Source organism: Cylindrospermum sp. FACHB-282 (genome assembly GCF_014697195.1).
Lineage (GTDB): Bacteria > Cyanobacteriota > Cyanobacteriia > Cyanobacteriales > Nostocaceae > Cylindrospermum.
Genome location: NZ_JACJRJ010000033.1, coordinates 47,647 through 74,377 on the forward strand (window position 1 = coordinate 47,647; position 26,731 = coordinate 74,377).

The 26,731-nt window shown below is 43.4% G+C and carries 21 protein-coding genes and 1 pseudogene; 11 read left to right on the plus strand and 11 right to left on the minus strand.

The genetic code is table 11. The annotated features are described in order from the left end of the window. Window positions 1-100: 100 nt before the first annotated feature. From H6G32_RS17295 to tnpA, 7 genes are all read right to left on the minus strand, one after another. A complete protein-coding gene (locus tag H6G32_RS17295; RefSeq protein WP_190460497.1) occupies window positions 101-3,418 on the minus strand; it encodes a GAF domain-containing protein in 3,318 nt (1,105 codons plus the stop codon). A gap of 105 nt (window positions 3,419-3,523) precedes the next feature. After that, entirely contained in the window at window positions 3,524-3,997 is a 474-nt protein-coding gene (locus tag H6G32_RS17300; RefSeq protein ID WP_190460498.1) for a chemotaxis protein CheW, read from the minus strand. Window positions 3,998-4,098: 101 nt separating this feature from the next. After that, on the minus strand, window positions 4,099-4,461 hold the full coding sequence (locus H6G32_RS17305; protein WP_190460501.1) for a response regulator transcription factor: 363 nt from the start codon (window positions 4,459-4,461) through the stop codon (window positions 4,099-4,101). 286 nt (window positions 4,462-4,747) lie between these two features. Then, window positions 4,748-5,956 carry a response regulator gene (locus H6G32_RS17310; RefSeq protein ID WP_190460503.1) on the minus strand — a complete coding sequence of 403 codons (1,209 nt, stop codon included), beginning with the start codon at window positions 5,954-5,956 and terminating at the stop codon, window positions 4,748-4,750. A 928-nt stretch (window positions 5,957-6,884) separates the two neighbouring features. Next, complete coding sequence (gene murQ, locus H6G32_RS17315; RefSeq protein ID WP_190460505.1) at window positions 6,885-7,811, minus strand: N-acetylmuramic acid 6-phosphate etherase; 927 nt, start codon at window positions 7,809-7,811, stop codon at window positions 6,885-6,887. A 58-nt stretch (window positions 7,812-7,869) separates the two neighbouring features. Continuing rightward, window positions 7,870-8,295, minus strand: a complete 426-nt coding sequence (locus tag H6G32_RS17320; protein WP_190460532.1) for a DUF3110 domain-containing protein — start codon at window positions 8,293-8,295, stop codon at window positions 7,870-7,872. Between the two features lie 154 nt (window positions 8,296-8,449). After that, window positions 8,450-8,848: an IS200/IS605 family transposase gene (gene tnpA, locus H6G32_RS17325; protein ID WP_190460507.1), complete on the minus strand. Its 399-nt coding sequence runs from the start codon at window positions 8,846-8,848 to the stop codon at window positions 8,450-8,452. A gap of 51 nt (window positions 8,849-8,899) precedes the next feature. Between tnpA and H6G32_RS17330 the strand changes: the two genes are divergently transcribed. The 3 genes from H6G32_RS17330 (at window position 8,900) to H6G32_RS17335 (ending at window position 15,732) form a co-directional block, all read left to right on the plus strand. Next, window positions 8,900-9,835, plus strand: coding sequence for an RNA-guided endonuclease InsQ/TnpB family protein (locus H6G32_RS17330; RefSeq protein ID WP_242046630.1), 936 nt, complete (start codon window positions 8,900-8,902; stop codon window positions 9,833-9,835). Then, a complete protein-coding gene (locus H6G32_RS26810) occupies window positions 9,810-10,088 on the plus strand; it encodes a transposase (RefSeq protein WP_242046631.1) in 279 nt (92 codons plus the stop codon). Before H6G32_RS17330 ends, H6G32_RS26810 begins: the two co-directional genes overlap by 26 nt. A gap of 118 nt (window positions 10,089-10,206) precedes the next feature. Beyond that, window positions 10,207-15,732: a translocation/assembly module TamB domain-containing protein gene (locus tag H6G32_RS17335; protein ID WP_190460510.1), complete on the plus strand. Its 5,526-nt coding sequence runs from the start codon at window positions 10,207-10,209 to the stop codon at window positions 15,730-15,732. A gap of 217 nt (window positions 15,733-15,949) precedes the next feature. On the opposite strand, the gene H6G32_RS17340 is transcribed toward H6G32_RS17335, so the two are convergent. After that, complete coding sequence (locus tag H6G32_RS17340) at window positions 15,950-16,276, minus strand: hypothetical protein (RefSeq protein WP_190460512.1); 327 nt, start codon at window positions 16,274-16,276, stop codon at window positions 15,950-15,952. A 228-nt stretch (window positions 16,277-16,504) separates the two neighbouring features. Beyond that, on the minus strand, window positions 16,505-17,434 hold the full coding sequence (locus tag H6G32_RS17345; RefSeq protein WP_190460514.1) for a carbohydrate ABC transporter permease: 930 nt from the start codon (window positions 17,432-17,434) through the stop codon (window positions 16,505-16,507). A 163-nt stretch (window positions 17,435-17,597) separates the two neighbouring features. On the opposite strand from H6G32_RS17345, the gene H6G32_RS17350 reads away from it, so the two are divergent. The 6 genes from H6G32_RS17350 to H6G32_RS17375 all read left to right on the plus strand — a co-directional run bounded on the left by H6G32_RS17350 (window position 17,598) and on the right by H6G32_RS17375 (window position 23,489). Then, window positions 17,598-18,254 (plus strand): GIY-YIG nuclease family protein, encoded by a 657-nt coding sequence (locus H6G32_RS17350; protein ID WP_190460516.1) that lies wholly within the window; start codon window positions 17,598-17,600, stop codon window positions 18,252-18,254. A gap of 195 nt (window positions 18,255-18,449) precedes the next feature. Next, window positions 18,450-18,989 carry a bidirectional hydrogenase complex protein HoxE gene (gene hoxE / locus H6G32_RS17355; RefSeq protein WP_190460534.1) on the plus strand — a complete coding sequence of 180 codons (540 nt, stop codon included), beginning with the start codon at window positions 18,450-18,452 and terminating at the stop codon, window positions 18,987-18,989. Further along, window positions 18,976-20,580, plus strand: a complete 1,605-nt coding sequence (locus H6G32_RS17360) for a NuoF family protein (RefSeq protein ID WP_190460536.1) — start codon at window positions 18,976-18,978, stop codon at window positions 20,578-20,580. The genes hoxE and H6G32_RS17360 overlap by 14 nt, the downstream gene beginning before the upstream one ends. 152 nt (window positions 20,581-20,732) lie before the next feature. After that, entirely contained in the window at window positions 20,733-21,449 is a 717-nt protein-coding gene (gene hoxU, locus H6G32_RS17365; RefSeq protein ID WP_190460518.1) for a bidirectional hydrogenase complex protein HoxU, read from the plus strand. Continuing rightward, window positions 21,437-21,982, plus strand: a complete 546-nt coding sequence (locus H6G32_RS17370) for an oxidoreductase (RefSeq protein ID WP_190460520.1) — start codon at window positions 21,437-21,439, stop codon at window positions 21,980-21,982. Before hoxU ends, H6G32_RS17370 begins: the two co-directional genes overlap by 13 nt. 55 nt (window positions 21,983-22,037) lie before the next feature. Beyond that, a complete protein-coding gene (locus tag H6G32_RS17375) occupies window positions 22,038-23,489 on the plus strand; it encodes a Ni/Fe hydrogenase subunit alpha (protein ID WP_190460522.1) in 1,452 nt (483 codons plus the stop codon). A 34-nt stretch (window positions 23,490-23,523) separates the two neighbouring features. On the opposite strand, the gene H6G32_RS17380 is transcribed toward H6G32_RS17375, so the two are convergent. Next, window positions 23,524-23,913, minus strand: coding sequence for a pentapeptide repeat-containing protein (locus H6G32_RS17380; protein WP_190460525.1), 390 nt, complete (start codon window positions 23,911-23,913; stop codon window positions 23,524-23,526). Window positions 23,914-24,297: 384 nt separating this feature from the next. On the opposite strand from H6G32_RS17380, the gene H6G32_RS17385 reads away from it, so the two are divergent. Next, window positions 24,298-24,747: a hydrogenase maturation protease gene (locus tag H6G32_RS17385; protein ID WP_190460538.1), complete on the plus strand. Its 450-nt coding sequence runs from the start codon at window positions 24,298-24,300 to the stop codon at window positions 24,745-24,747. A 45-nt stretch (window positions 24,748-24,792) separates the two neighbouring features. Further along, window positions 24,793-26,226 (plus strand): annotated as a pseudogene (locus H6G32_RS17390) (acetate--CoA ligase family protein); the annotation flags it as partial. Between the two features lie 30 nt (window positions 26,227-26,256). Here H6G32_RS17390 and H6G32_RS17395 read toward each other — a convergent pair. Further along, a partial coding sequence (locus tag H6G32_RS17395) for a zinc ribbon domain-containing protein (protein ID WP_190453510.1) occupies window positions 26,257-26,731 on the minus strand: 475 nt, incomplete at its 5' end.

Consider the following 26,731-nt stretch of genomic DNA (forward strand, 5'->3'; position numbering starts at 1 on the left):
AGTCGCAGAGTCGCAGAGGGAGTTTAAGAGGAGGAGTTTTGGCGGGTGTGTTAGTGATAGGGTAACCCACCCTCCAAAAGTTGCAAATTAATTTGATGGTTTAATTGACTTTGAATTTGCTGGCTGTGGCTAATAAGTCTTGCGCCATCCCTGATAAATCTTGGAAGACAACAGCGATTTCGTGAGATTCGGCAAAGGTTTTATTGGCAATTTCCGCTACATCTTTCATTGAGGTTGTGACTGTGACAGATTGGGCCATTTGTTTTTGGGTTGCTTCGGTAATTCGCTCAATCAGCTGACTAATTTCGGCAGTGGCGGAAACGATAGCATTTAAGTTTTGGCGGGTTTCACTGACAAGATTTGTACCTTCTACTACTTGCTGAATGCCTGTTTCCATTGCTACTGCCACTTCCCCGGTTTCTGCTTGAATCTCCTGGACTAATTTTTCTATTTCGATAGTTGCTGCTGCTGACTGACGAGATAAAGAACGAACTTCGTCAGCTACAACGGCAAAGCCTTTGCCATATTCACCGGCGCGGGTGGCTTCAATGGCTGCATTCAGAGCTAGGACGTTTGTCTGTGTAGCAAAATTGCTGATCAAATTTACTACTTTGGAGATTTTTTGTGAGGATTCACTGAGGCGTTTAATCTTTTTACTGGTTTGGGCAACGGTTTCGCGAATTGCTTGGATGGCTTTGACAGTCAAGTTCATGGCGATGTCGCCAGAATCTACAGTTTTATTGGCTTGTTGCACCGCTATTTGCACTAATTGGGCGTTAGCTACCACAGCTTGGGTGGAGTCTAGCATTTGTTGAATGTCACCTAAGGCTGTAGTAATTTCTGCTGACTGTTGTTCTGCTAAATTAGTTAGTCCCGCTAGTGAAGTATTACTGGTGCTAGAGGTTTGGGCAACTTGTTGGGCGGCTCCCTGCACCTGTATGACAATTTGCCGCATCGCTTGCACGGTACTATTGTAGGCGTCGGCGATGGTGCCTAGCTCGTCTTCTGTAATTGGCGCTCGTACTGTTAAGTCGCCTTTGAGGGCGGGTCTGAGGGCTGTTAGAAGTTGAATAGATCGTTGTTGGAGTAATTCTTTGGCTGCCTTTTCTCGTGCTGCGGCCATCTCGAGTTTTGCTGATTGTGCTTGTAGTTGTTGCAAATATTCGGTCTGTTGCAATCCCAGTCCTAACTGATCACCAATCCGTGCTAACAAGGTGACTTGGTTTTCTTCCCAATTCCGAGTGCTGGAATTTTGATAAGCTGCCAGTAAGCCCCACAATTTTTCCCCAGAGAATACAGGAACTATGACATAAGCTTTGACTTCAAATTGCTCTAAAATTTCAATGTGGCAAGAAGCATGGCCTGCTTGGTAGATGTCGTTAACTGCGAAGCTTTCGCCTTTGGCATATCGACCTCCTTGGGTTTCTTGTAAGTGGATATCTTCCCAAACTGTTTTGATATCTGGTCCTACTAGTTTCACCCAACCTTGAGCTACTGACTCAGCTATAAATTCGCCAGTCCAGTCAGGGTTGAAGCGAAAGACACCGACGCGATCGCATCGCAGTAATTGGCGTACTTCTTGGGTAGCTGTTTTGAAGATTTCGTCTACATCTAAGGCTTGGCGGATGCGGTTGACTATTTTGGTGACAGCTTTCTCTTGTTCGGCTATCTGAGTGAGTTTCTCAGTTTTTAACCGCACTTGTTCTAGATAATCAACTTGTGATTTAGCTAGGCTAAATTGTAAGCCAATCTGAACTAAAAAGTTGACTTCCCAAGATTGCCATTCACGAGGCCCGGAATTTTGATAGGCTGCCAGTAAGCCCCACAACTTTTCCCCTAAGAATATGGGCACAATGATGTAAGCTTTGGCTTCAAACTGTTCTAAGATTTCAATGTGGCAGGGAGCAAGACCTACTTTATAGGTATCATTTACGGTAAAGGTTTCGCCTTTGGCATAGCGACCGCCTTGGGTGTCTTGCAAGTAGGTATCATCCAAAACCGTTTTGATGCCGGGGCCTACTAGTTTTGTCCAATTATTCCCCACTGATTCAGCGACAAATTCCCCACCCCAGTCGGGGTTGAAGCGATAAACGGCGACGCGATCGCATCTTAGTGATTGGCGTACTTCTTGAGTAGTTGTTTTGAAGATGCTTTCCATATCTGAGGCTTGACGGATGCGATTGACTATCTTGGTGACAGCTTTTTCTTGTTCGACGATCTGAGTTAGTTGTTCAGATTGCGATCGCACCTGTTCCAAATATTCTCCTTGTGAAATAGCTACACCAAATTGCAAGCCAATTTGCGCCAAAAAGTTTTCTTCCCAAGGTTGCCATTCACGAGGCCCAGAATTTTGGTAAGCTGCCAGTAAGCCCCATAATTGTTCCCCAGAGAATATGGGCACAATGATATAAGCTTTCATTTCAAACTGCTCTAAAATATCAATGTGACATTGAGCATGACCCATTTGATAAATGTCATTGACGATAAAGCTTTCACCCTTGGCATAACGTCCTCCCTGGGTTTCTTGCAAGTGAGAATCTTCCCAGACCATCTTAAAGTCAGGTGTTACCATTTTCACCCAGCCATTACCCACGGACTCGGCGACAAACTCCCCACTCCAGTCAGGTTTGAAGCGATAGACGCCGGCGCGATCGCATTTCAGTAATTGGCGTACTTCTTGGGTAGTTGTTTGAAATATCTGATCAACATCTGGTAGCTGCAAAATCTTGCTGATAACTCTGCCTACTGATTTTTTCGCCAGTGTCCGCTGTGCCAATTCTTTGGCAGATTCAAAGCTTTGTAATCTATAGAGCAGTTCGGTTGTAATTTGAGATAACAGGGTGATTTCTATTTCTTGCCACTGGCGTGCTAAGGCACAACTGTTTACTACCAATAAGCCCCACACTTTACCCTCTATGACAATTGGTAGACTTAGGCTAGATTTGACTTGAAATTTCTCCAGCAGTTGCCTTTGATAGGGGGTGAGTTGGATCAGATTGATATCATCAATTGCTACAGGTTCTATATAATCTTGACTATTATATAAACCAAAAAGAATGCCTGGAAGCTTTTCACCTAGAGTCGGTGTCCAAGCTAATGATCTAGATTCTGCTAAAACACTACCAGAGTCAGAAGAAGTAAAGTGATAGATCAATACGCGATCGCAGGCAATCTTCTCCCTAATTTGTGCTACAATTACTTTAAGCAGCGTCTCCTTGTCTGAAGTTTGGCGCATTTGAGCAGCGACACTCTGGAATTGCTGACGCAAAATTTTAAATTTCTGAGAAATTGCATTTAATGTAGATAATTCATCGCTAGCAACACTTGCTATATTAACGCCGCTCTTCTGATTTTCCAGGGATTCTGTGTCAGCAACTAGATTTCCGCTTTCTGAACTGTTGCTATATAAAATTGTCATTTTCCAAACCTCAGCAATTGTTATTAGTAATAATTTGATACTTTCAATCTAAAAATGCATGGTAATTCAAAAAATAACCATGCTCTATTACCCATTAGCAAAATCTCAACTATGAGCTACCCAGAGGGGAGATTGGATAATCGCTAAGGCATCCAAACTAAAAATCATGTCCTCAGAAATATTAATATAGTATCCTTGCAAAAAAGGTGCCATTCCTGGATAAAATAATTCAGCATCTGGTAGCTTCATCTGCTGGGTATCCAGCCACTCAATATCCATTAACTGCCGTACCAAAATTCCTAAATATTTCCCCTCACTTTCTAACACAATTGTCATCATTCTTGAGAGAAAATTTGATCCTTGCAAAAGTGGTGGATAACCTAGCATTTCCTCTAAATCAACCAACCAAAGCATTTCGCCACGCCAGCTGTAGATACCCAAGACACAATTAGGCATCTGAGGTACACCACAGACTTCTGACAATGATACTTGCAAAATTTCTGTGATATGCTGTAGTGAAATTACCGCTGTATCTCTTACTCCCAAATTAAAACTTAAAAATTTTTGTTTGGTGTCCAAAGTCCTTTGTCCTTTGTCCTGAATTATTCATTTTAGTCACTATTCGCAGCAGCTACTATCTAAAAAATAATAGTGACCATTTTGGTGATTTTCTCTGCTATTTAGTTGAGCAAGCGTTTGAGAGTAACTTCTAATTCTGCCCGATCAATTGGTTTTGATAGATAAGCTTCCGCACCCAACATATTACCCCAAATCTTATCTACTTCACTACTTTTTGTAGAGCAGAAAACTACAGGAATTTTGCTAGTGTTGGGGTTATTCTTTAGTTCTCGGCAAATTTCAAAGCCGCTTTTACCAGGTAAAAGTACGTCAAGAAATATTACATCCGGTCTAGCAATATCTATTTTGTCCTGTGCCTCTTCGCTACTTGTTGCACCAATCACAGAATAACCTGCTTGTTGCAAGTAACGTTTGAGAATTTCCATATCAGTCAAGCCATCTTCAACAACTAAAACAGTATTCATGGTAATTACCTATTAAATTATTCACTTTCAAACAAAAACGGAAATATGTAATCATAATTAGACTAATCCTCATCTTCCCTTTGATCTAATTGTGATACATTATTTATCTCTTCGCCTCAGAAAAATTACTTGCTCAACATAACTTCACATAGATATTCTCAATTTAAATAGTATTAACAACCCATGAAATTAGTTTCAACTCAGACTAAATATCTTTGTTGTCAAACCCCAGCCTAAATATTTAGGGGTGATGGGAGTTAATTTGACTAGCTAACGACAAATCAACCTATTTACAAGCCTCTAAATTAGCTACACTCTTGACTGTTGATGGAGCCTGAACAGGTAAGTACTTACGCACTATACCCATGACCCGATCAGCCACTACTGGTTTAGTGAGAAAATCTGTAGAGCCGACTACCTTAGCACGAACTCTATCTAAAAGACCATCACTACCAGTTAAGATAATCACTGGTGTGTGAGCAAAAGCAGAAATTCGTCGCAACTGAGTGCAGATTTCGTACCCACTGGCCACCGGCATAACTAAATCCAAGAAAATCAGGTCTGGTTTATCCTGAATCAGGGTTGGTAGAGCTTGTACAGCATCTTGAATCTTCATAAACCTCAGTCCATTGGCAGTGAGGATATCCTCTAGCATTTTACAGACTAGAGGGCTATCATCTACGCAGGCCACCAGCGGAGCCATTGGTTTAATTGCTCTTGCGGTGGTTGAGTTGTTCTCAACTTCAGTCACGGCTAAAGGCAAGTCAGGTACTTCTACCAGTTCGATGATTCCTTTGAGGATGTAAGGCAGTAATGAACGAGCAACAGGCAACACATTCTGCTTCATTTTCACCGCTAAATCCCGCAGAGTGTATTTGCCATTGATGTGATTCACAAAATTTTTGTATACTGATGGACTTACCAATTGTTGGAGTTGTTCTGGTCTCCGCAAAACTGGTGCTAAGTCAGGAGAAAAACTGGCTAAACCAGATTCTGACCAGGTTTTCCATGAGTCCAGCATGAGCTTGATTGACAAGTCTGAACTTGTGTAACTCATTGGTGTGTCTAAGATAACTATCGGGCTACGATAGCAAGTTATAGAGGCAAAATGCGCCTTTTGCGCTAGGTCAAATAACAATTCTGCTATTGTTTGTTCCACAATAGCGTTAATTTGTTCCCGCTGAATTTTCTGCCGTTTATACAAAATTCCCAGGAGGTGATAATCCCAGTAATCAAGTGATATGTCTTCAGCGCGAAACCGCATTTTATCTAAATCCAACTGGGGGCAATTTCGAGAGATTAATCTCCGCCAACGCCGGAAGGGATGAGTCCCTCCAGTAGCCCAAACTATCCGTCCAAGACGATAGTAAAAATTCCATTCGTATCCCTTGGAACTCTTAATATTTAAATTGCCATTGTATTGCAGTTGAGTACAGGTTTTAAACTCGTTTAGCAAATTAAAATCATTAGATTCTATCATTTCCTGGTGGGTCATACTTTGTACCTTTAATTAACAAGTCAGCTCTTAGAATACCCACGCTAGCTATACAGTGATTAGTAAGCATCTCAAAAGAGTGAAAATACATCTAGCAGACCACTTTGAATGGCCGCCATTTATTTTATTTTCATCGGTATATAACAATCCCTCTATCTTGACTGAGAAGAGCGGGGGATAGTTTAGTAGAGGAGTAATCTCAGAGTCTACACGTCTGCGAATATTACTTCGCTCAATTGGGATTGCTATATTCTCAAATCAAGATGCATTTATTGCTGATAAATTATCATAGTCATTTTTGTGGCTGAAATATATCCGTGTAAATCCTGAATTTTTTATAAAGAATTCAAGATTCTACATAAATTTCACTGGAGAGATTCCGGTTGACGGAAAACCGTTAAATAACAATACAAAGCTTTACGTAGCTTCATGAAGTTCAGCTATGGAGGATGGTTTTTATTATAAGGACACTGTATACTTTCTATGGCAGTAAAGAAATTATAAGTGATTAAGCTGAGGGAGAACTATTAAGCTGACAATCCTATAATGTGCATACCATCATTCAATCTAACTCTTGTGGGGTGGGCAGGAAAGCCCGCCCTTGATGTTCAAATTAAAAGCCCAACAGCTTAATCATTGATAGAAATCTTTAATTAGGTTTATTAAACCCAATTATTAGGATGTTAGGGTCTAATAACCCTACCCTCAATTTTGGATTTTAGATTTTACATTAACCCCAGCAATCAAGTCAGGGATTGTCATTTAATTTTAGATTTGGGATTTTAGATTTGTTTCATGTAGCTTGCTTATAGCGGAGCGAGTATAAATTCGGGGGCTTGTAACCCTTTTTAAATTTTAGATTTTGAATCTTCAATCCAAAATCCAAAATTTAAAATCTAAAATTCGGTCAAAAACCTATGAACAGTAATCAGGGTTGTTTGTCGTTGTTATAGTTGGCAACAGCTGCCCGGAGATTGTTTTGGTGTTCTGACAGGAGCTTTTCGCCAGCTTCTTTTTCCAAATTAGTCCAGTGCATCAAGAGTGCTAGCTTCACCCATTTGCCACTACGTTCTAATAAAAAGCCAGCAGCTTCCCGACTTAAACCGGTGATATCTTGTAAAATTCGTAGAGCGCGATCGCGTAATTTTTGATTTGTTACCGCTACATCTACCATGCGATTGCCGTAAACTTTGCCCAGCTTGACCATCACCCCAGTAGAGAGGATATTTAAAGCTAGCTTAGTGACTGTACCAGCTTTCAGGCGAGTTGAACCGGCTAGGATTTCTGGGCCAGTTAACAAGCGAATGTCAATATCAGCATCGCGGCTAACTTGTTCAGCAGGAACACAGGCAATAAAAATAGTCATTGCACCCCGTTGACGGGCGGCGTTGAGGGCACCGTGGACATAAGGCGTTGTGCCACCAGCGGTAATACCTACTACTACATCTAATTGGGTAATATGTCGTTGAGCGATCGCAGCTTCTCCGTCTTCAGCGCGGTCTTCTAAATCCTCAGAACTGCGTACCAGTGCGCCAGCACCACCCGCAATAATCCCCTGTACCAACTCTGGGGGCGTACAAAAAGTAGGTGGACACTCAGCAGCGTCTAATACCCCTAATCTACCACTTGTTCCCGCACCGACATAAAATAGATGTCCTCCCTGACGCAAACGGTCTGCGGTGCGATCAATTGCTTCAGCTAACTTGATTTTCGCCGCCGCCACCGCCGCCACGGCCTTTTGGTCTTCAGCATTAAACAGTTCTACCAATTCCAGAGAACTGATCTGGTCTAAGTTAAGACTATGAGGATTTACTTGCTCCGTGAGGAGATGTCCGCGTTCCTGCAAGTTTGTCATTTTTCCTTTATTTATTCTCTGTCATTTGTTCAGTTACCAGAGACTGACGACTAATGTATTACAATAAACCCTCAAGTTGACGACGAATATTGTCTAGCTCAGAATTAGATAATTCAGGTTCATCTGGGGCTACTGGGTTGGGGCGTCCGGTAGCCTTACCAGTATCCCCCTTTTCGTCACCAGCTTGCCAGTCAGTTTCCTCAACATTAATTTCTGGAGGAACGACTAAATCGCCCCCTGCTGGGACAATTTCCCAGTTATAGCCGGCACCTTCGCAAAATTCCTTAATATCCTCAGCATCCATAGCTTCTACCGTAGGTGCAGCGAAATCTTGAGCTTCTAGCATGAGAGAAAAGCGCGTGGCGTCGTCTTCTGACTCGAACATCAGAATTTTATTGCGCTCACCTACCTGAATCGAGTGAATGCCCTCATTATCAGTACCGGCATTGAAAATTAACACAAAAACACGCATGGGTGTAATCATTTGTCCTATTTTTCTGATGTCTATTAATAATATTAAAGTTCTACATTGCACCTTAGAGAAAGTCAAAACCACAATTTTCTCTTGTTTGCCATTACCCATTACTCATTACCCAATCCCCATTGACCGAAAATAATGGGATACAAGCCCCGTCCTTCTAGGACGGCTTTTCTTGATTCTTAATATACTCCTTTAAAATTTCTAGCGGCGCACCTCCCACAGATATAGAAAAATAACTAGGACTCCATAGAGCTTCTTTATGGGGTTTTTTATATCCTGCTTGCCCATAACGACGACTAGAAACACCTTTTAACGCATTAACCATTTGAGAAACAGATAACTTAGGTGGATACTCAATCAGTGCGTGAACGTGATTCCCTTCACCATTAAACTCAAGCACCTTAAAATCCATTATTTGGGCGACTTCCCGAAATGATTTTTCAACCAAATCAATACTTTCACTTGTGAACACAGACCGATGATACTTTGTAACACAGACCAAATGAATCTTTAGGTCTGTAACGCTATGCCTTTCTCTTCTAAACTGACTTGTCATTATATGCAGACCAATGTATAATTAATTTACAGACCAATTATAGCATCAAAAATGAAAGCCAGGTATCAATATCGTTTCTACCCTACAGACCAACAGCAACAGAGTTTAGCTCGGTTATTTGGTTGTGTCCGCGTGGTTTGGAATGATGCCCTTGCTATCTGTAAAAAATCTGATCAACTCCCAAGCAATAACGACTTGCAAAAGTCAGTGATTACTCAAGCAAAGAAAACTGATGCACGGGTGTGGTTGTCTGAGGTTTCTAATATCCCATTGCAACAGTCAGTTGCAGATTTAGGTGTGGCCTACAAGAATTTTTTCGATTCACTCAAGGGGAAAAGAAAAGGTATAAAGTTGGGTAGTCCTAAATTTAAAAAGAAAACTAATCGACAATCAGCACGGTTCAGAATTGGCGGTTTTTCTATCAAAGGGAAAGAGGTTTATTTAGCAAAGATTGGCAATATAAAACCAATTTGGTCTAGAGATTTACCGTCAAATCCTAGCTCAGTCACAGTAGTTAAAGACTGCGCTAACCGCTATTTTCTCAGTTTTGTAGGAGAAATTGAATCTGTTAATATTGATGCGAAAAACCCAAGTATTGGGATTGATTTAGGAATTAAAACTTTTGCGGTAATGAGCAATGGTGAAAAAGCCGAAAGTCCAGATTATTCAAAACTAAATCAGAAAATTCGCCAGCTTCAGAAAAAGCTATCGCGCCAAGCCAAAGACTCAAAACGCAGTAATAGAACTCGGATTCAAATTGCCAAGCTGCATAACAAAATTGCGGATACTCGTAAAGACTTCTTGCACAAGTTATCTACCAAAGTCGTTAGTGAAAACCAAGCTATTGTCCTGGAAGATTTAAATGTGTCAGGTATGGTCAAAAATCGTAAACTTGCTAGGTCAATTAGTCTACAAGGTTGGAGAGAGTTTAGAAGGTTGTGCGAGGCCAAATCACAGAAATTTGGTAGAGTTTTTCTTTTTTATTAGTCGATGGGAACCAACAAGCCAAGTTTGTTCTGAGTGTGGATACAAATGGGGAAAACTTGATTTAAAAGTCCGGTCGGTTCGATGCTTGAATTGTGGAACTGAACACGACCGAGATGAAAACGCCGCAAAAAATATAAACAAAGTCGGGATAGGGCATTGCCACGACTCTAAATGGACGCAGAGACAGAGTAAGACTACTACGGTAGCGTCAGTCAGTGAAGCGTCAAGAATCACTGCGCCTTCAGGTCGGTGAGTATGTCAAAAGCCAAAATATACAATTGCTTTGTATCCTGGAGATGGCATAGTGAAAGTGTGCCAGTCAGTAAGAGCAATCTGCTAGCTACATCCGGCCTTTAATAGAGTGATAGCCAATGACTAACTCTAACGATTCTCACTCCCCTTCCCCCACAGGTCAGCGTCTATGGTTGATGATATTGACTCGCGGTGGCATTGCCTTGGGAGGACTGCTGCTGGTGGGAATTATCGGCGGTATTTGGCGGTTGTGGACTTTTGTGCAAAAAGAGTTAGCGCCATTGGCAGAAACAAACCTTACCACTACACTCAATCGTCCAGTCAAACTGGGAGCAGTCACAGATTTTTCGTTGACAGGGCTAAGGTTTGCAGCTTCATCGATTCCCGCAACACCCACAGATCCAGACAAAGCGACAATCGAGGCAGTGGAGGTGGGTTTTGACCCGGTTAAGTTAATTGTTAACCGCCAACTCAAGCTGGATGTTACCTTAGTCAACCCTGATGTTTATATCGAACAGGATCAGCAAGGCAGCTGGATTAGTACCACAATAGCGCCACCTGGTAAAGCTGGACTAATTAAAACCGATTTGGATAAACTGCGGTTCCGTAATGGCAAATTACTGCTGTTACCCCAGAGGAGAGTAGCAAGGGGGCAGGGCGCTCTTAGCAGGGCGCTCTTAGCAGGAGGACAAGCAGGAAATTCCCCCAATCGCCAATCGCCAATCGCCAATCCCCGATACTCTGTGGCATTTTCCCAACTTAATGGCACTGCCCAACTTCTGAATAATAACAAGTTGATTAGGTTGGATTTAGTCGGGAGCGCCAACACCGGGGGTAATATTGCGATTAAGGGAGATTTACGCCCTAATAAAGTTTTAGATGGCAACTTAAAGCTGCAAGCAAAAGGGTTGCTAGCGGCAGATATTACCCGACTGATCAAGTTACCGTTTATTTTGCGGGCGGGTCGAGTTAATGGTGACTTACAAGTCCAACTGATACCAAATCAGGAGACTTTATTGCATGGCAGTGCGGATGTGCAAGGGGTGACGCTGCGATTGCCCAGTGTACCCCAAGGGTTGAGCAATACCCAAGGAAAAATCGGCTTTCGGGGGCTGGAAGTGCGGCTAGATCAGGTGGCTACCAATTATGGCAAAATTCCCCTAGTGGCTACGGGCATCATCGACCGGGTTGGGGGCTTTCAGTTGGCAGGGCGTGTAAAGGCGGTGAGTCTGGCTAATGCGGCAGAAGCCCTGAAGGTGAAACTTCCTGTACCTGCCAGTGGGTTGGTCAAAGTAGACTTGCAGATTGTGGGGTCAATTTCCCAGCCAGTCCTCTCCGGTACTGTGACGACGCTGAAAACTGCCAAGATTGACAAAGTTGATTTTCAGACATTCAGTAGTAAGTTTAGGTTTTCTCCTAGTGCGGCTCTAATTACGCTGAATGACATTCAGGGGAAACTGACATTAGGCGGTGATGTCAGGGGTGCTGGGACTATTGGACTGGGTACAGTTCCCCGATTAGATTTTAATTTTACAGCTAATAATTTGCCTGGGGATGCGATCGCTAAAGTTTATGACATTACATCCTCTGTTCAAGTGGGCACAGTCTCCGCCACAGCCCAACTAACTGGCCCGGCTAGCAATGTCCAGACTTCAGTACAATGGCGGGCACCTAGGGCAACCTACCCCGCTAGTGGTGAAACCATCATCGCCGCAGACCGTACCGTTTCCTTCCGCAATGTGGCTGTCAATGTTGCTGGTGGTGTAGTGCGGGCTGATGGACGTTATGTTGATCAACGCTGGCAAGCCGTCGCCCAAGCCTCCGGGATACCCCTAACACCCTTTGTAGATCAAAAACAACTGCAAAATGTCTCTTTGGCAGGATCACAATTTAACGGTCGTCTGATTATATCGGGAACCACAGCACCCTTGAAAGTCGAAACAATTCGCACTGATGGGGCAGCTGTTCAAATTGGGGGTGGGACAGTTGCCATTTCTAACATTCAGATCAAAGACCAAAACTTTGCCGCCCAATTGGTAGCCAATGGCGTGCGGTTAGGACGAATATTCAAACAGTCTCCCCCAGCATTAAGTGGCCCCTTGGCAGGTGCATTTCAAATTTTAGGCAACACAGAAAATTTCAGTCTCAAAACCCTATATGCCAATGGACAGGGACGCCTAGCTATTGATGGTGGCGTGGTTACAGCCTCTAATATTCAACTGGCTGAGGGTCGCTATCAAGGGCAAATCCAGGTTAATAACGTACCCTTGCAGCGCTTGGTGGCAGTACCGCCGCAGTTACGGGGAGGGCTAGCTGGTCAGTTTAATGTAGCGGGGTCGATTGATTCCTTCAATCCACAAAGGATCCAAGCTACGGGTCAGGCATTATTAAAGGTTGCCGGGGGCACGGTTACAGCCTCTAATATCCAACTGGCTGAGGGTCGCTATCAAGCAATAGTTAAAAGTTCTGGTGTGCAATTAAACCGCTTGAATCAGCAGCTGCAAGGTCAGTTGGGCGGTCAAATGCAACTGTCTGGCTTGGTGGGGTCTGCCAAATTAGCTGATGTGCGTGCGGCTGGAGATTTGCAGTTAAGCCAAGGTATCCCTGGTCTACAATCACCTTTGAAGGCGGCCATTGCTTGGGATGGTCAAAAGCTGACTCTGAATCAAGTTACTAGCACTAATTTAAATGCCAGCGGTTACATATTAGCCGATGCTCAGAAACCAGGCATACCGGAAATTACTCAGTTAAATCTCAGCATCCAAGCGCAAAATTACAATTTACAACAGTTGCCTGTGAAGCTTCCCAGTTCCTTGGGTGTGGTGGGAAAAGTGGATTTTAGTGGCTTAGTTGCGGGCAAACTACTGACGCCCAATGTCACGGGTAAACTTGGTTTGCGCGACTTTGCAGTGAGGAACTTTGCATTTGAGCCACTGTTAGCTGGTAATGTCACTTTGGTGCAGGGTAGTGGTTTAACTTTGGATTTGGCAGGAAAGAAAGACCGCATTGCCGTAAATCTAGATAGCAAAAATCGCCCCCAATCCTTTTTAGTACAGTGGCAGCAAGCATTGGCCACAGGTCAAGCTCAAGGGGATAATTGGGGAATTAAAGTGGCGAATTTCCCCTTGGCAACCTTAAATTTGGTATTGCCAGCCAACACTGCCTTGGGTAATAATGCGGTGGCAGGGTTGTTAACTGGGGATGTGCAGTTTAATCAGCAGACATTAGCTGCTAAAGGCAATTTAGCGATCGCCAAACCAGAAATTGGTCGCATCAATGGCGATCGCATCAGTACACAATTCAGCTACAACAATGGTAAAGCCACCCTCACAGATAGCGAATTTGTCAAAGGCGACAGTCGCTACACCTTTAATGGTACTATCAGCCAAACCGCCCAATTACCCCAAGTACAAGGGAAAATTAACATTGCCCAAGGCAATATTCAAGACTTCCTGACCGCAGCACAGATATTTGAAATCCAAGACCTGCAACGTGGTTTAAAAGCACCAACCTACGGCACATCTGCGGATCTAACCACCACCCCACAAGGATTGCCCAATCAGCCTTTACTTTCCCAAATCCAGCGCCTTTTTGAAATTGATGCCCTGCTAGCAGAACAAGAACAAAAACGGCTAGCCTCTAAGCCAATCCCAGATTTGACAGATTTAAAAGGGATTTTCAATGGCGAAATATCCATAGACACTGCCACAGCCAACGGACTGGGAGTGCAGTTTAATTTGAACGGTCAAAACTTTAGCTGGGGTAAAGAAAGCGAACCAAGTCGTTTTTATCGTGCTGACAAAGTGATTGCCGAAGGCGGCTTTGAAAAAGGTGTACTGCGGTTGCAACCTTTACGAATTGAAGCAGATAATCGGCTGATTGCTTTCACCGGTAACATTGGCGGCGAAGAACAATCCGGTCAGTTGCGAATTAATAATTTTCCGATAGAGGTATTGAATAATTTTATCAAGCTACCCGTGGGCATTACAGGTAATGTTGACGCTACAGCTGTTTTAGCAGGTAGTATTGCCAATCCCCAAGCCAGAGGGGAATTGCAAATCACAGAAGGAACAATTAATCAGAAGAAAGTCGAGTCAGCTACAGCAGGTTTCAGTTATGCCGATGGACGTTTAAACTTTGGCAGTACCCTCTTAGCCTCTGGGCCAGAACCTGTCAACGTTAATGGCAGCATCCCCTACAAATTACCTTTTGCGGCAGTAGAACCAGACAACAATCAAATTAGTCTGGATGTAAAGGTGAAAAATGAGGGATTGGCCCTATTAAACCTGTTAACTAACCAAGTAGCCTTCGAGAAGGGTGAAGGAGAAATAGACATCAAGGTACGGGGAACTAGACAGCAGCCTTTAGTTAATGGAATTGCCACTGTTAATAGTGCCACGTTTTCAGCCCAGGCTTTGCCAGGAAAGCTGAGGCGTGTCACAGGCAAGGTGCAATTTGATTTTGACCGCATCTTAGTAGAAAGTCTTCAGGGTAGATTTAGCCGGGGTAAGGTAGAGGTGGCTGGAGCAATTCCCATCTTCAACAACCAAGGGGTAAAAATAGACAATCCCCTCACCGTTAACCTCGATCAGCTAATCATAAATCTTAAGGGATTGTATCAAGGCGGCGCTAGCGGCAATTTGCAGATTACCGGTTCTCTGCTGAACCCAATAATTGGTGGTAATATCGATTTGTTTAATGGTCAAGTGCTGCTCTCAGAATCTAGCACCTCGAATCAATCTGAAAAAGGCAATGTAAATTCATTACCCGCAACAGCCAACACCCAAAACAAAGTCAACGCCGGCGATAATGCCATCACAAAGTTGGATAATTTAGAAATCAGCCTAGGCAAAAAAGTCAAAGTTTCCCGCCCCCCAATTCTCGATTTTCTGGCAACTGGCAACCTTAGCGTTAATGGCTCCTTAAGCGATCCTATACCCGAAGGTACTATTAAGCTAACCCAAGGAGGGGTGAATCTTTTTACTACTCAATTTAACCTAGCTCGTGGCTATGAACAGACTGCAACCTTCAGAGCCAACCAACCCCGCGATCCTATCTTAGATGTTCGGCTATTTGCCAAGGTATTAGATGTAATTCAGAGTAGTGAAATCGGGATCGGTAGACAAGGTTCTACAGGGTTAGCAGCGTTAGAGGGTGTGCGAGTTGAAGCTAGTGTGAAAGGCCCCGCCAGCAAAATCAACGATAATCTGGAATTGAAAAGCAACCCAGCACGCAGTCAAACAGAAATCGTTTCTTTATTGGGGGGTGGGTTTGTAGATACTCAAGGACGTGGTGACAGTACTTTAGGTCTAATTAATATAGCTGGCTCGGCTGTGTTCAACAACTTTCAGGGAACTTTTAACCAGATTGGCGATGCTTTAGGCTTAAGTGAATTACGTCTATTTCCCACAATCATTTCTGAAAATCCCGAAGCGGGAAGAAACAATTCCAGTTTAGAATTAGCCTTAGAAGCTGGGGTGGATATTTCTACCAAAATTTCCGTTTCCAGCATCAAAATTTTAACAGCAAGTGACCCCTTCCAATGGGGCGTTAATTACCGAATAAGTGACGAAATCCGTCTGCGGGCTTCCACTAATTTAACTAATGATAGTCGCGCCATAGTAGAGTTTGAAAGACGGTTTTAAATAACTCAATATTTGTGAATACAAAGATACCCGACTTCTTAGAGAAGTCGGGTATCTAAGTCCCTTTACAAATCAAATAGGATTGCTATATCGGTTTTCATCCCCGACTTAAAAGATGTTAAAGACTTAATTTTTTTGATTTTAAGTCTTTAAACGTCGGGGTTTTCAACCTGCCTTTTATAAAAACTCCAAAAAGTCAGAAGGATAGTCCGTCTTCCTATCGGCGTTCCCGACGAAGCTCTTGTAATCGACGAGCTTCTTGTTGGCGACGAAGCTCTTGTAATCGACGAGCTTCTCGTTGACGACGAATTTCTTGTTGACGACGAATTTCTTGTTGGCGACGAATTTCTTGTGGACGACGGAAATCTTGTGGACGACGGAAATCTTGTGGACGACGTGCTTCTTGTGGACGGCGGAAATCTTGTTGCTGATTAACTCTATTATAATCATCGCGGTTATCAGCTAGGGCAGGAGATGCTGCCATACCACCCAAAGCAATTAAACTGGCTGTACCAATCAAGATTAAAGATTTGTGCAAACGCATAGTAGGTTTCTCTCACAATTAAATTAGTTGAGGCTGGCTGAAGTTCCAGTTGTATCAATCATAGAATTAGCGCCGAATAGATACATGAGTCGCAAGTCCTAAATCTAGATGTGAGAAAAGTCATGCTTTTGCAGTTTTTTAGCCCTTCTGGAGAAAATTGTGGTAAAAAATGATTTTCTTGTTAGCGAGTTTAATTCAGATGATGATTATCTGTGGTTTGGTGCCATATCAAATGCTGAGATTATTGCCATCTTGCTGATTAATTAATAAGCGCAAAACTGACAACACCAAAATGAGCAAAAATAGCACTAGCCCAATTGTGCAAGCATAGCTAATTTCTAAATCAATGAATGCTTGCTCATACAAATAGTAAACAATTGTTTTTGAGCTATTGAGTGGGCCCCCTTGGGTCATAATATAGACCTCTTCAAAGACTTTGGTGGCAGAAATAGCGGAAATTACCGCTACTAGGGCTAAATATGGTTGCATTAAAGGTATGGTAATATCCCAATGTTGGCGAATTCCATCGGAACCATCAATTGCGGCGGCTTCGTAGACATCAGCGGGAATTGATTGCAATCCTGCCAAATAAATCACCATGTAGTAGCCTAGCCCCTTCCACACAGTCACAGCCATAACGCTGGCTAGAGAAATTGGCACAATCCCCAAAATTTTGGCTGGGCTAGTTAGCCAGGGAATACCTTCGGGGAAAATCCCCAAGGTTTGGAAAAATTGATTTAGTAAGCCGTTTTCTGCATACAACCATTTCCAAGCTATCCCCGCAACTACCATTGAAATTACTACTGGGGTGTAATAAGCGGCTCTAAACCAATTCATTCCCCGCAGTTTCTGATTTACCAAAATCGCCAGCCCTAAGGGTAGCCCAACCAAAATCGGGACAACACCAACAAGATAGAGAAAAGTGTTTTCTAAGGTTTTCCAAAAAACTGCGTCTTTCCACAAGCGGAGAAAGTTGGCAAAACCGATCCAGTGGGGCGCTTCTCCAATATCTTGGTAGCTGGTAAAACTGAGGTAAAATGCTTGCAGTGCGGGCCAAAATACGGTTAAACCTAAGATAATTAAGGCAGGCAGCAAAAATAAATAAGGCGTTAGCCGCTGTTGAATAAAAATCCAATTTTTGGGCGTTAATTGCTTCATATCTGAGAATATTGGCGGTTGATTGGCGATCGCACCGCGTCATCGCACCACAGCCATAGACGATCGCTCACCCAGACTAGCAGAGTTTGTTGAATCATTTAGGATGGTGATCGCCTACTGTGTTGGAAGCGATCGCTAATTAATTGCACGGAGAACAAAGATCATGGAAACTCAAAACAACCTACCAATTGAGCATCAATCTGTACCAGTAGCGCACCAGGGACTGCATGATTTTTTGTACAGTTCCGACGATGAACACGGCGCAACTGAGGCGAGTATAACTCCTGAGTTGGCGAATAATGGGATGGAAATTATCCCCCTTGAGGCTTGGCGTGGGATTGGTGGCAATGCCAAAATTGCGGGTGTATACGCGGTATTAGACAACAATCGCCGCACCCAGTACATTGGCTATTCTCGAAATGTGTTGCTTTCCCTCAACGGTCATGTTACCCAAAACGGTGAGCAAAAGTGTGCTTTTGTACGGGTGCAAACATTCAAGTTTCCCAAGCGTCAAGAAATGGAAGACTTGCGCGATGCTTGGATAGCAGAACTAGAAAGTACTCCACCCGGTAATGTTGCTGATAATATGTGGGCGAGTACAGTGGGGGAAGTTGCTAAGGCGGTGATGTCGCCAGCAGAACTCCAAGCCTACGAGGAGAAAAAGCTAAAATTGCGGAAGGCGATGGCTGATACTAACCTCTCAAAAGAAGCCTTCAAGGAGGATGCAACTGAAGCTGAACGCCGACTTCAACTGGAAGCCTCCGTGAAAAATGATGATTGGAGTGTAGTCATAGACGCCCAAACGCAGGAAACAAGGTAATGGGTGATGGGTGATGGGTAATGGGTGATGGGTGATATTTATTTTTCTTTACTAATGACGTATCCCCAATTACCAATTACCTTCCATGGAACGTCTATATATTATTGAGAATTTCTATCCTCACAAGTTTCTCAAATTCTTTTTCTACAATTGAAGATGTCAGGCTTGGGTCACGTTCACCAACAGGCGATCGCGATGAATTCAGCATCTGTTGATCAAAATCACAAGACTACAAAATCATCCTCAGCAATACATACTAGCGGTGATAAACGCTTTAAGATGCTGGACGCAACTATAAAACGCTATCAGTATCAGCAGGATGCACTCATTGAGATCCTGCATAAAGCACAAGAACTTTTTGGCTATTTAGAAAACGATGTATTAATTTACGTTGCTCACAGTCTCAAACTACCGCCTAGCCGAGTTTATGGTGTAGCCACGTTTTACCACTTGTTTTCACTTGCACCTAGTGGGGTGCATACCTGCGTGGTGTGTACGGGTACTGCTTGTTATGTTAAAGGCGCTCAAGCTATCTTGGCAACACTAGAAAAATCTGCTCATATCCATGCTGGTGAAACAACTCCTGATGGACAACTCTCCCTACTAACAGCAAGGTGTTTGGGTGCTTGTGGAATTGCACCGGCTGTAGTGTTTGATGGCACTGTTTTAGGCTATCAAACCCCTGAATCAGTCGATGAACACATCAAAGGATGGCTGCAAGATGGATCTAGCTGAATTACTGGAAATTTCCCAAAAAGAACATTCTTCTGAGAAACCTGTACAAATTCGCTGTTGTGTTGCAGCAGGTTGTCTGTCTGCAAATTCTCAAGCTGTCAAACACCGTTTGGAAGAAGCTGTAAAAACAGCGGGTTTAGCCGAACAAGTGCAGGTTTGTAGTGTTGGCTGTATGGGTTTATGCTGTCAAGGGCCATTAGTACAAGTCGATACAAAAACCGAATCAGAAAGTCTGGGTACACTTTACGAGAAAGTTACACCTGACGATGCTGCCTCAATTATCGCCGCTCTCAATGGGGGAGAGACAACAGTCCAACGGGGTGATTTATCTCATCCGTTTTTTAGATACCAGATGCCGATTGTTTTAGAGAACAGTGGCAAAGTTGATCCTGAACGCATTCAATCTTATATTGCTGCTGAGGGTTATCAGTCCCTTTACCATATCTTGCGGGAAATGACCCCTAAGGAGGTGATAGATGCGATTACCCGTAGTGGGTTACGGGGACGTGGTGGTGCTGGCTATCCCACAGGTGTAAAATGGGCAACGGTGGCGAAAGCGATCGCCAAATCTAAGTTTGTTATCTGCAACGCTGATGAGGGAGATCCCGGTGCGTTTATGGATCGCAGTGTCCTAGAAAGTGACCCCCATCGCGTTTTAGAAGGAATGGCGATCGCCGCTTATGCCATAGGCGCCAACCAAGGCTATATTTACATCAGAGCAGAATATCCCATTGCCATCCATCGTCTACAAACTGCAATTCACCAAGCCCAACGTCTCGGCATCTTAGGTAGTCAAATTTTTGACTCTCGCTTTGATTTAAAAATTGATCTTCGGATCGGTGCAGGGGCTTATGTATGCGGTGAAGAAACAGCTTTAATGGCTTCTATCGAAGGTAAACGCGGTACTCCTAGCCCCCGTCCCCCCTATCCCGCTGAATCTGGTTTGTGGGGCTATCCTACTTTAATTAACAACGTCGAAACCTTCGCTAATATTTCACCGATTATCCGCAGAGGTGCGGAATGGTTTGCTAATATTGGCACTCAAAAGAGTAAAGGGACAAAGGTTTTCGCCCTAGCTGGCAAAATCCGCAATACGGGTTTAATAGAAGTACCTATGGGAACTACGTTACAGCGAATTGTTGAGGAGATGGGGGGCGGTGTTCCTGATGGCGGTGTGGTAAAAGCTGTACAAACGGGCGGCCCTTCTGGGGGATGTATTCCTGCATCGGCTTTTGATAGTCCGGTAGATTATGAATCTCTTACCGAACTTGGTTCGATGATGGGTTCTGGGGGGATGATCGTCATGGATCAAACTACTAATATGGTAGATGTGGCGCGGTTCTTCATGGAGTTTTGCATGGATGAATCTTGCGGTAAATGCATCCCCTGTCGGGTGGGTACGGTGCAGATGTATAAGTTGTTGACAAAAATTAGTGCGGGTAAGGCAACTCTTGCTGATTTGGAGTTGTTGGAAGAGTTAGGGGATATGGTGAAGTATACCAGTTTGTGTGGTCTTGGTCAGTCTGCACCGAATCCGGTTTTTAGTACTTTGCGTTATTTTCGAGATGAGTATTTGGAGTTGCTGAATTAAGATATGAAAGGCTCGCGCTTTCGTCGCTTTCGTCGCCAAGGTAGAAGGAATAATTTGGTAGGGTAGGCGTCTTGTTTATCTAAGATATGCAAGTTATATCTGCAACAAATTATCTAAATATATTTACGGTTTTACTGGTCTGTGAGGTGATTATGGCAGTAAAAACTTTAACTATTAATGAGCGGTTAATCAGCGCGGCTGAGGAGGAATCTGTTCTTGAAGCGGCACAAAATGCAGGAATTCATATTCCGACTTTGTGTCATCTGGAAGGGGTGACTGATGTGGGGGCTTGTCGTCTTTGTTTGGTGGAAATTGCTGGTAGTAGTAAGCTTCAGCCTGCTTGTGTGACTAAGGTTTCTGAGGGTATGGAGGTTAGGACAATTAGCTCACGCTTGCAACAATATCGGCGGATGATTTTAGAAATGCTATTTGCTGAAGGTAATCACATTTGCTCGGTGTGTGTGGCTAATGGTAATTGTGAATTGCAAGATTTGGCTATTGAGTTGGGTATGGATCATGTGCGCTTAGATTATCATTTTCCTGAGCGCAAAGTTGATGTTTCTCATGATCGCTTTGGTGTTGATCATAATCGCTGTATTCTTTGTACTCGATGTGTGCGTGTTTGTGATGAAATCGAGGGAGCGCATACTTGGGATATGGCGGGTAGAGGGACAAATTCCCACGTGATTACTGATTTAAATCAGCCTTGGGGAAGTTCTCAATCTTGTACTTCTTGCGGTAAGTGCGTTAATGCTTGTCCAACGGGTGCGCTTTTTAATCAGGGTTCGGGGGTTGGGGAAATGAAAAGCGATCGCGCTAAACTCGATTTCCTGGTGACAGCAAGGGAGAAAAAGCAATGGATCGTTTGAAATTGGCGACGGTTTGGCTTGGGGGTTGTTCTGGCTGTCACATGTCTTTTCTCGATTTGGATGAATGGTTGATTGATTTAGCGGGAAAGGTGGATTTAGTTTATAGCCCTTTTGCTGATGCTAAGGAATATCCCCAAGGTGTGGATGTGGTTTTGGTTGAGGGTGCGATCGCAAATGAGGATCATTTACAGATAATTCAGACGGTAAGAGAGCGATCGCAAATTCTCGTTTCCTTTGGTGATTGTGCTGTTACCGGCAATGTTACAGCCTTACGAAATCCTTTAGGCGGTGCAGAATCTGTTCTTCAGCGTTGTTACATAGAAGCCGCTGAACTCCACCCCACAATTCCCCATAGCCCTGGTATCGTACCACCATTACTAGATAAAGTCCAACCTGTTCATCGATTCGTCAAAATTGATATTTATTTACCCGGTTGTCCACCTTCAGCCATGCAAATCAAGACCGTTTTAGAGTCACTTTTGCAAGGAAAAATACCACTTTTACAAGGACGACAACTGATTAAATTTGGCTAAATTCTAATTTCTTCCTTTGCGACGAAAGCGACGAAAGCGCGAAATCATAAAACCCATGTTTCAAAAAATCATAATTGACCCAGTTAGCCGCATAGAAGGACACGCCAAAATTAGCATTTATTTAGATGATACAGGACAGGTGAGCGACGCTCGTTTTCATGTAACCGAATTTCGCGGTTTTGAAAAATTTTGTGAAGGTCGTCCGCTCTGGGAAATGCCAGGAATTACCGCTCGGATTTGTGGTATCTGTCCCGTGAGTCATTTATTAGCTTCTGCAAAAGCAGGCGATCGCATTCTCGCAGTGACAATCCCCAAAGCAGCCGAGAAACTGCGCCGTTTGATGAATTTGGGGCAAATTATCCAATCCCACGCCCTCAGCTTCTTTCATCTCAGCGCCCCGGATTTATTATTGGGAATGGATAGTGATCCTCAAAAACGCAATATATTTGGGTTAATTGCAGCAGAACCAGAATTAGCCCGTGGGGGAATTCGTTTGCGTCAATTTGGACAAGAGATTATTGAACAATTGGGAGGACGAAAAATTCATCCCTCATGGGCGGTTCCTGGTGGTGTTCGTGAACCCCTTTCAGCACTAGGACGCACCCATATTCAAAACCGGATTTCGGAAGTACGCACCACTGTATTAGATGCACTGGGCAGGTTTAAGCGTCTACTCCAAAATTATGCACAAGAAACCCAAACTTTTGGCAATTTTCCCACATTATTTATGGGGTTAGTCACCCCTGAAGGTTTATGGGAAAACTACGATGGACATATCCGTTTTGTAGATAGCGCAGGTAATATCATTGCCGATAAACTTGATGCAACTAGCTATCAGGAATTTATCGGTGAAGCAGTACAACCTGATTCTTACTTAAAGTCTCCCTACTATCGTCCTTTAGGGTATCCTCACTCTAGCGATCATTGCCGTTTAGATAGTGGAATTTATCGGGTAGGCCCCCTCGCACGTTTAAATATTTGCAGCCACATTGGTACGCCTTTAGCTGATGTGGAATTGAGAGAATTTCGAGACAGAGGTAAAGGTACAGTTACCTCATCTTTTTTCTATCATTACGCTCGGTTAATTGAAATTTTAGCATCAATTGAACATATTGAAATTTTGCTAGATGACCCAGATTTACTTTCAACTCGATTGCGGGCTGATGCTGGCATTAACCAATTAGAAGGTGTGGGGGTCAGCGAAGCACCACGGGGCACATTATTTCATCATTATCAAGTAGATGAAAACGGTTTACTGCAAAAAGTAAATTTAGTAATTGCTACAGGTCAAAATAATCTGGCAATGAATCGCACAGTAGCCCAAATTGCCCGGTATTTTATTCACGGTTCAGAAATTCCTGAAGGAATGTTAAACCGAGTTGAAGCCGGGATTCGCGCTTTTGACCCTTGTTTAAGTTGTTCAACTCATGCAGCCGGACAAATGCCATTGCATATTCAATTAGTTGGGAAAGATGGGGAGATTGTCAACGAAATTTGGCGAGATTAGGAAACATCAGTCAGATTATGTGTAAGCCTTATTTCTACTCCTCTTTAATCTGCAATCCCACTTGCGCTGGCTGAAAATCTTGAGGAAAATGAGTGCTGCGATCGCAATCTGCTTTTTCCAATTTCGCTCCCTGGAGATCAGCTTGACGGAGATCGGCCGAAAACAATAAGGTTCCCCGAAGATCAGCATCTTGCAAATTAGCTTGACTGAGATTTGCAAAGCTGAGGTCACAGCCTCTAAGATTAGCACCATTTAGATTAGCTTCACTCAAGTCAGCGTAGCTGAAGTCAGATCCTTTGAGATCAACACCTTGCAAGTCAGCATTACCCAAGTTGACTCCACTAAAATTGCGTTTCCCCTCTGCATACCTCTCTAGGAGAGTTACCGCAGTATTAATGATCTGTTGAGAATTTGTTTCAGACATAAAACCGCCTTACAGCTTGTCTCATTAACGATGGTCTCTAACCCATTAATCATAAGACTGCTGATGCACAAATCGGCATCTATATTATAATTTTTTATTTCCTCACGAGTTCCTCAAATTTTTCCTTTAGCTTCAAATATAGTCATACCATTTCTTTGTGAGGCTGCGCTGTATTTTTTGACCTCTTGTTTTTTCTTTATTTGTGTCCTTTGCGGTTTGTTTATCTTGCTTGAACTTAAGTTCTAATATAGTGTGTGTGGCGCATCTATGGCTACGCCACTCAAGCTACATACAGAATTGGTAACAGAAGGGGAAGGTTTTAAAAAGGCAAAATTGCCAAAAACAATTATTTTTCCTTGCCAAAATGGTATCAGCCCTCAAACCATGAATCAGACATTGATAGTGATTGGTTACGGTAATGATTTGCGTAGTGATGATAGCATTGGCCAACGAGTAGCTAAAGCGTTGCATCTATCAAAGGTGAAATCTATTGCTGTCCACCAACTCACCCCCGAACTTGCTGAAGTTTTGGTAAATAGTGATTTAGCCATCTTTGTTGATGCTTGTTTAGCCTCCGAAAGTTCCCAGGTGCAAGTAGAATTTCTCACTCCTGAATCTTCCAGTATGATTGCTGGACATACAGCCAATCCGCGATCGCTTCTGGCTCTGACTCAAGCTATATATGGTTATTATCCCCCAGCTTGGTGGATAAAAGTGCCAGGCGTAAACTTTGAATTAGGCTACAGCTTATCACCAATAGCCAAAACTGGAGTAGCGATCGCTTTACAAAAAATTACCCAAATTATAGAGGAAAACTCCAGCTCGCTTCTTTAAAATTTTCCTCAACAGGCACATTGCCACCACAGATAACAGCAACCCATGGAAAAGCCTATCCAGTCAGATATTATCTTACGCACCGAAAACATTAACCCCCTTGATGTCATCTTTACACCCAAAAGCGTTGCTGTAATTGGTGCTAGCGAAAAACCTGATAGTGTTGGGCGCACCCTATTATGGAACTTAATTAGTAATCCTTTTGGCGCAACTGTTCTCCCAGTCAACCCCAAACACCACAGCATACTAGGAATTAGAGCCTACCCCAGTATATATGATCTCCCCGAAGCAGTAGAACTAGCAGTTATAGCCACACCAGCCCCAACAGTCCCAGGCATTATTGCTGATTGCGTGGAAGTTGGCGTCAAAGGTGCAATTATTCTCAGTGCTGGTTTTAAAGAAGCAGGTGCAGAGGGTTTAGCCTTAGAACAGCAAATACTTGAGCAAGCACAGCGCGGCAAAATGCGGATTATTGGCCCTAACTGCTTAGGTGTCATGAGTCCCCGCACCGGTTTAAATGCGACCTTCTTATTCGATATGGCAGAAGTATTAGCAAAACAACCCCGTCCCCAAGGGCCACGGCTGACGATTTTGACTAATGCCGGTGGCCCTGGGGTACTTGCTACTGATGCTCTGATTGCTGCGGGTGGAGAAATTGCCCCAATTTCTGAAGAAACTAGCGCCTCCCTTCACCAAATATTGCCAAAACATTGGAGCCACGGTAACCCGATTGATATTCTTGGCGATGCTGACCCACAGCGATATACTAAAGCGTTAGAAATTGCCGCCAAAGATCCCAATAGTGATGGCTTATTGGTGATTCTCACTCCTCAAGCAATGACAGATCCTACCCAGACAGCCGAGCAATTAAAACCCTACGCACAAATTGCCGGTAAACCCATCCTTGCGAGTTGGATGGGGGGAGCAGGTGTAGCCGCAGGTGAGATGATTCTCAATCAAAACCATATCCCTACTTATGCTTATCCTGATACTGCTGCGCGGATGTTTAGTTATATGTGGCAGTCTAGTTACAATCTGCGCGGTATCTACGAAACTCCTGTAATGCCAGCGTTTGAAGCTGCTTCAGGAGTACCAGATCGTTATTGTGTGGAAAAAATTATTCAAGCAGCAAGTCAAGCAGGGCGAACTATTCTCACAGAGTTTGAATCAAAGCAAGTTTTAGCAGCTTACGGGATTCCGGTTGTGGCTACTTGCGTGGCTAAAAATCAGGATGATGCTGTTCAATGTGCAGAAAAAATTGGTTATCCAGTTGTTTTAAAGCTGTTTTCCCACACAATTACCCATAAAACCGATGTTGGCGGTGTGCAGTTAAATCTCACAGATGCTGAAGCTGTCAGAAAAGCTTACCGCACCATTGAATCTTCTTTAAATGAGAAACTACTCCATGATCCTCATTACTCAAAACTCGGCACTCATGACTCAGGAATCTTTTTAGGTGTCACAGTGCAGCCAATGTTGACCTCTCCCCGGTCTAAAGACACGGGGATTCTAAACTGATACTACGTGGTAGGCTGAAGCCGTACCACTTCGCTTTTTAGTTTTGGTTTCCCAGATACGAAATCTGGTAGCAAGGGTCAAAACTTGCCTACAGACCTTGACTAGGACGAGTCCTAATTGTGTCTCTACCTTGCGAAGTATATTCGCTGCACCATTTAAATCAGCGTTAATAAATAGTCCTTTTCCTGTGCGGAACATACCGCGTTTTACTCGTTTTCCACTTGGTTTCCACCCTTCAGGTTTTGCGCCGAAAGTAGGTAGAAAATCACCATCTAAAAAACTAGTTTTACTGGTATAGGATTCTTCAGTTTCTACAAATTTGATGCCGTGGTACTCGCATAACTGTTTAACTCGTTTTTTGAGTTTGGCGGTTGGTATCTGCACAAATGATTGCGTTGTTCTACCTAACTGCGCTTCTTGTCTTTGTCCCTGATTCCACCCAAATACCACTACACCAATTTGATGT

Coding starts and splice junctions, on each gene's coding strand:
- H6G32_RS17310 (WP_190460503.1), bottom strand. CDS start 5,956: ATGACCCACCAGGAAATGATAGAATCTAATGATTTTAATTTGCTAAAC.
- H6G32_RS17360 (WP_190460536.1), top strand. CDS start 18,976: ATGGATCTAGCTGAATTACTGGAAATTTCCCAAAAAGAACATTCTTCT.
- H6G32_RS17370 (WP_190460520.1), top strand. CDS start 21,437: ATGGATCGTTTGAAATTGGCGACGGTTTGGCTTGGGGGTTGTTCTGGC.
- H6G32_RS17385 (WP_190460538.1), top strand. CDS start 24,298: ATGAATCAGACATTGATAGTGATTGGTTACGGTAATGATTTGCGTAGT.
- H6G32_RS17335 (WP_190460510.1), top strand. CDS start 10,207: ATGACTAACTCTAACGATTCTCACTCCCCTTCCCCCACAGGTCAGCGT.
- murQ (WP_190460505.1), bottom strand. CDS start 7,811: ATGACAAACTTGCAGGAACGCGGACATCTCCTCACGGAGCAAGTAAAT.
- tnpA (WP_190460507.1), bottom strand. CDS start 8,848: ATGACAAGTCAGTTTAGAAGAGAAAGGCATAGCGTTACAGACCTAAAG.
- H6G32_RS17295 (WP_190460497.1), bottom strand. CDS start 3,418: ATGACAATTTTATATAGCAACAGTTCAGAAAGCGGAAATCTAGTTGCT.
- H6G32_RS17375 (WP_190460522.1), top strand. CDS start 22,038: ATGTTTCAAAAAATCATAATTGACCCAGTTAGCCGCATAGAAGGACAC.
- hoxU (WP_190460518.1), top strand. CDS start 20,733: ATGGCAGTAAAAACTTTAACTATTAATGAGCGGTTAATCAGCGCGGCT.
- H6G32_RS17320 (WP_190460532.1), bottom strand. CDS start 8,295: ATGATTACACCCATGCGTGTTTTTGTGTTAATTTTCAATGCCGGTACT.
- H6G32_RS17380 (WP_190460525.1), bottom strand. CDS start 23,913: ATGTCTGAAACAAATTCTCAACAGATCATTAATACTGCGGTAACTCTC.
- H6G32_RS17330 (WP_242046630.1), top strand. CDS start 8,900: ATGAAAGCCAGGTATCAATATCGTTTCTACCCTACAGACCAACAGCAA.
- H6G32_RS17345 (WP_190460514.1), bottom strand. CDS start 17,434: ATGAAGCAATTAACGCCCAAAAATTGGATTTTTATTCAACAGCGGCTA.
- H6G32_RS17340 (WP_190460512.1), bottom strand. CDS start 16,276: ATGCGTTTGCACAAATCTTTAATCTTGATTGGTACAGCCAGTTTAATT.
- H6G32_RS17305 (WP_190460501.1), bottom strand. CDS start 4,461: ATGAATACTGTTTTAGTTGTTGAAGATGGCTTGACTGATATGGAAATT.
- H6G32_RS17350 (WP_190460516.1), top strand. CDS start 17,598: ATGGAAACTCAAAACAACCTACCAATTGAGCATCAATCTGTACCAGTA.
- hoxE (WP_190460534.1), top strand. CDS start 18,450: ATGAATTCAGCATCTGTTGATCAAAATCACAAGACTACAAAATCATCC.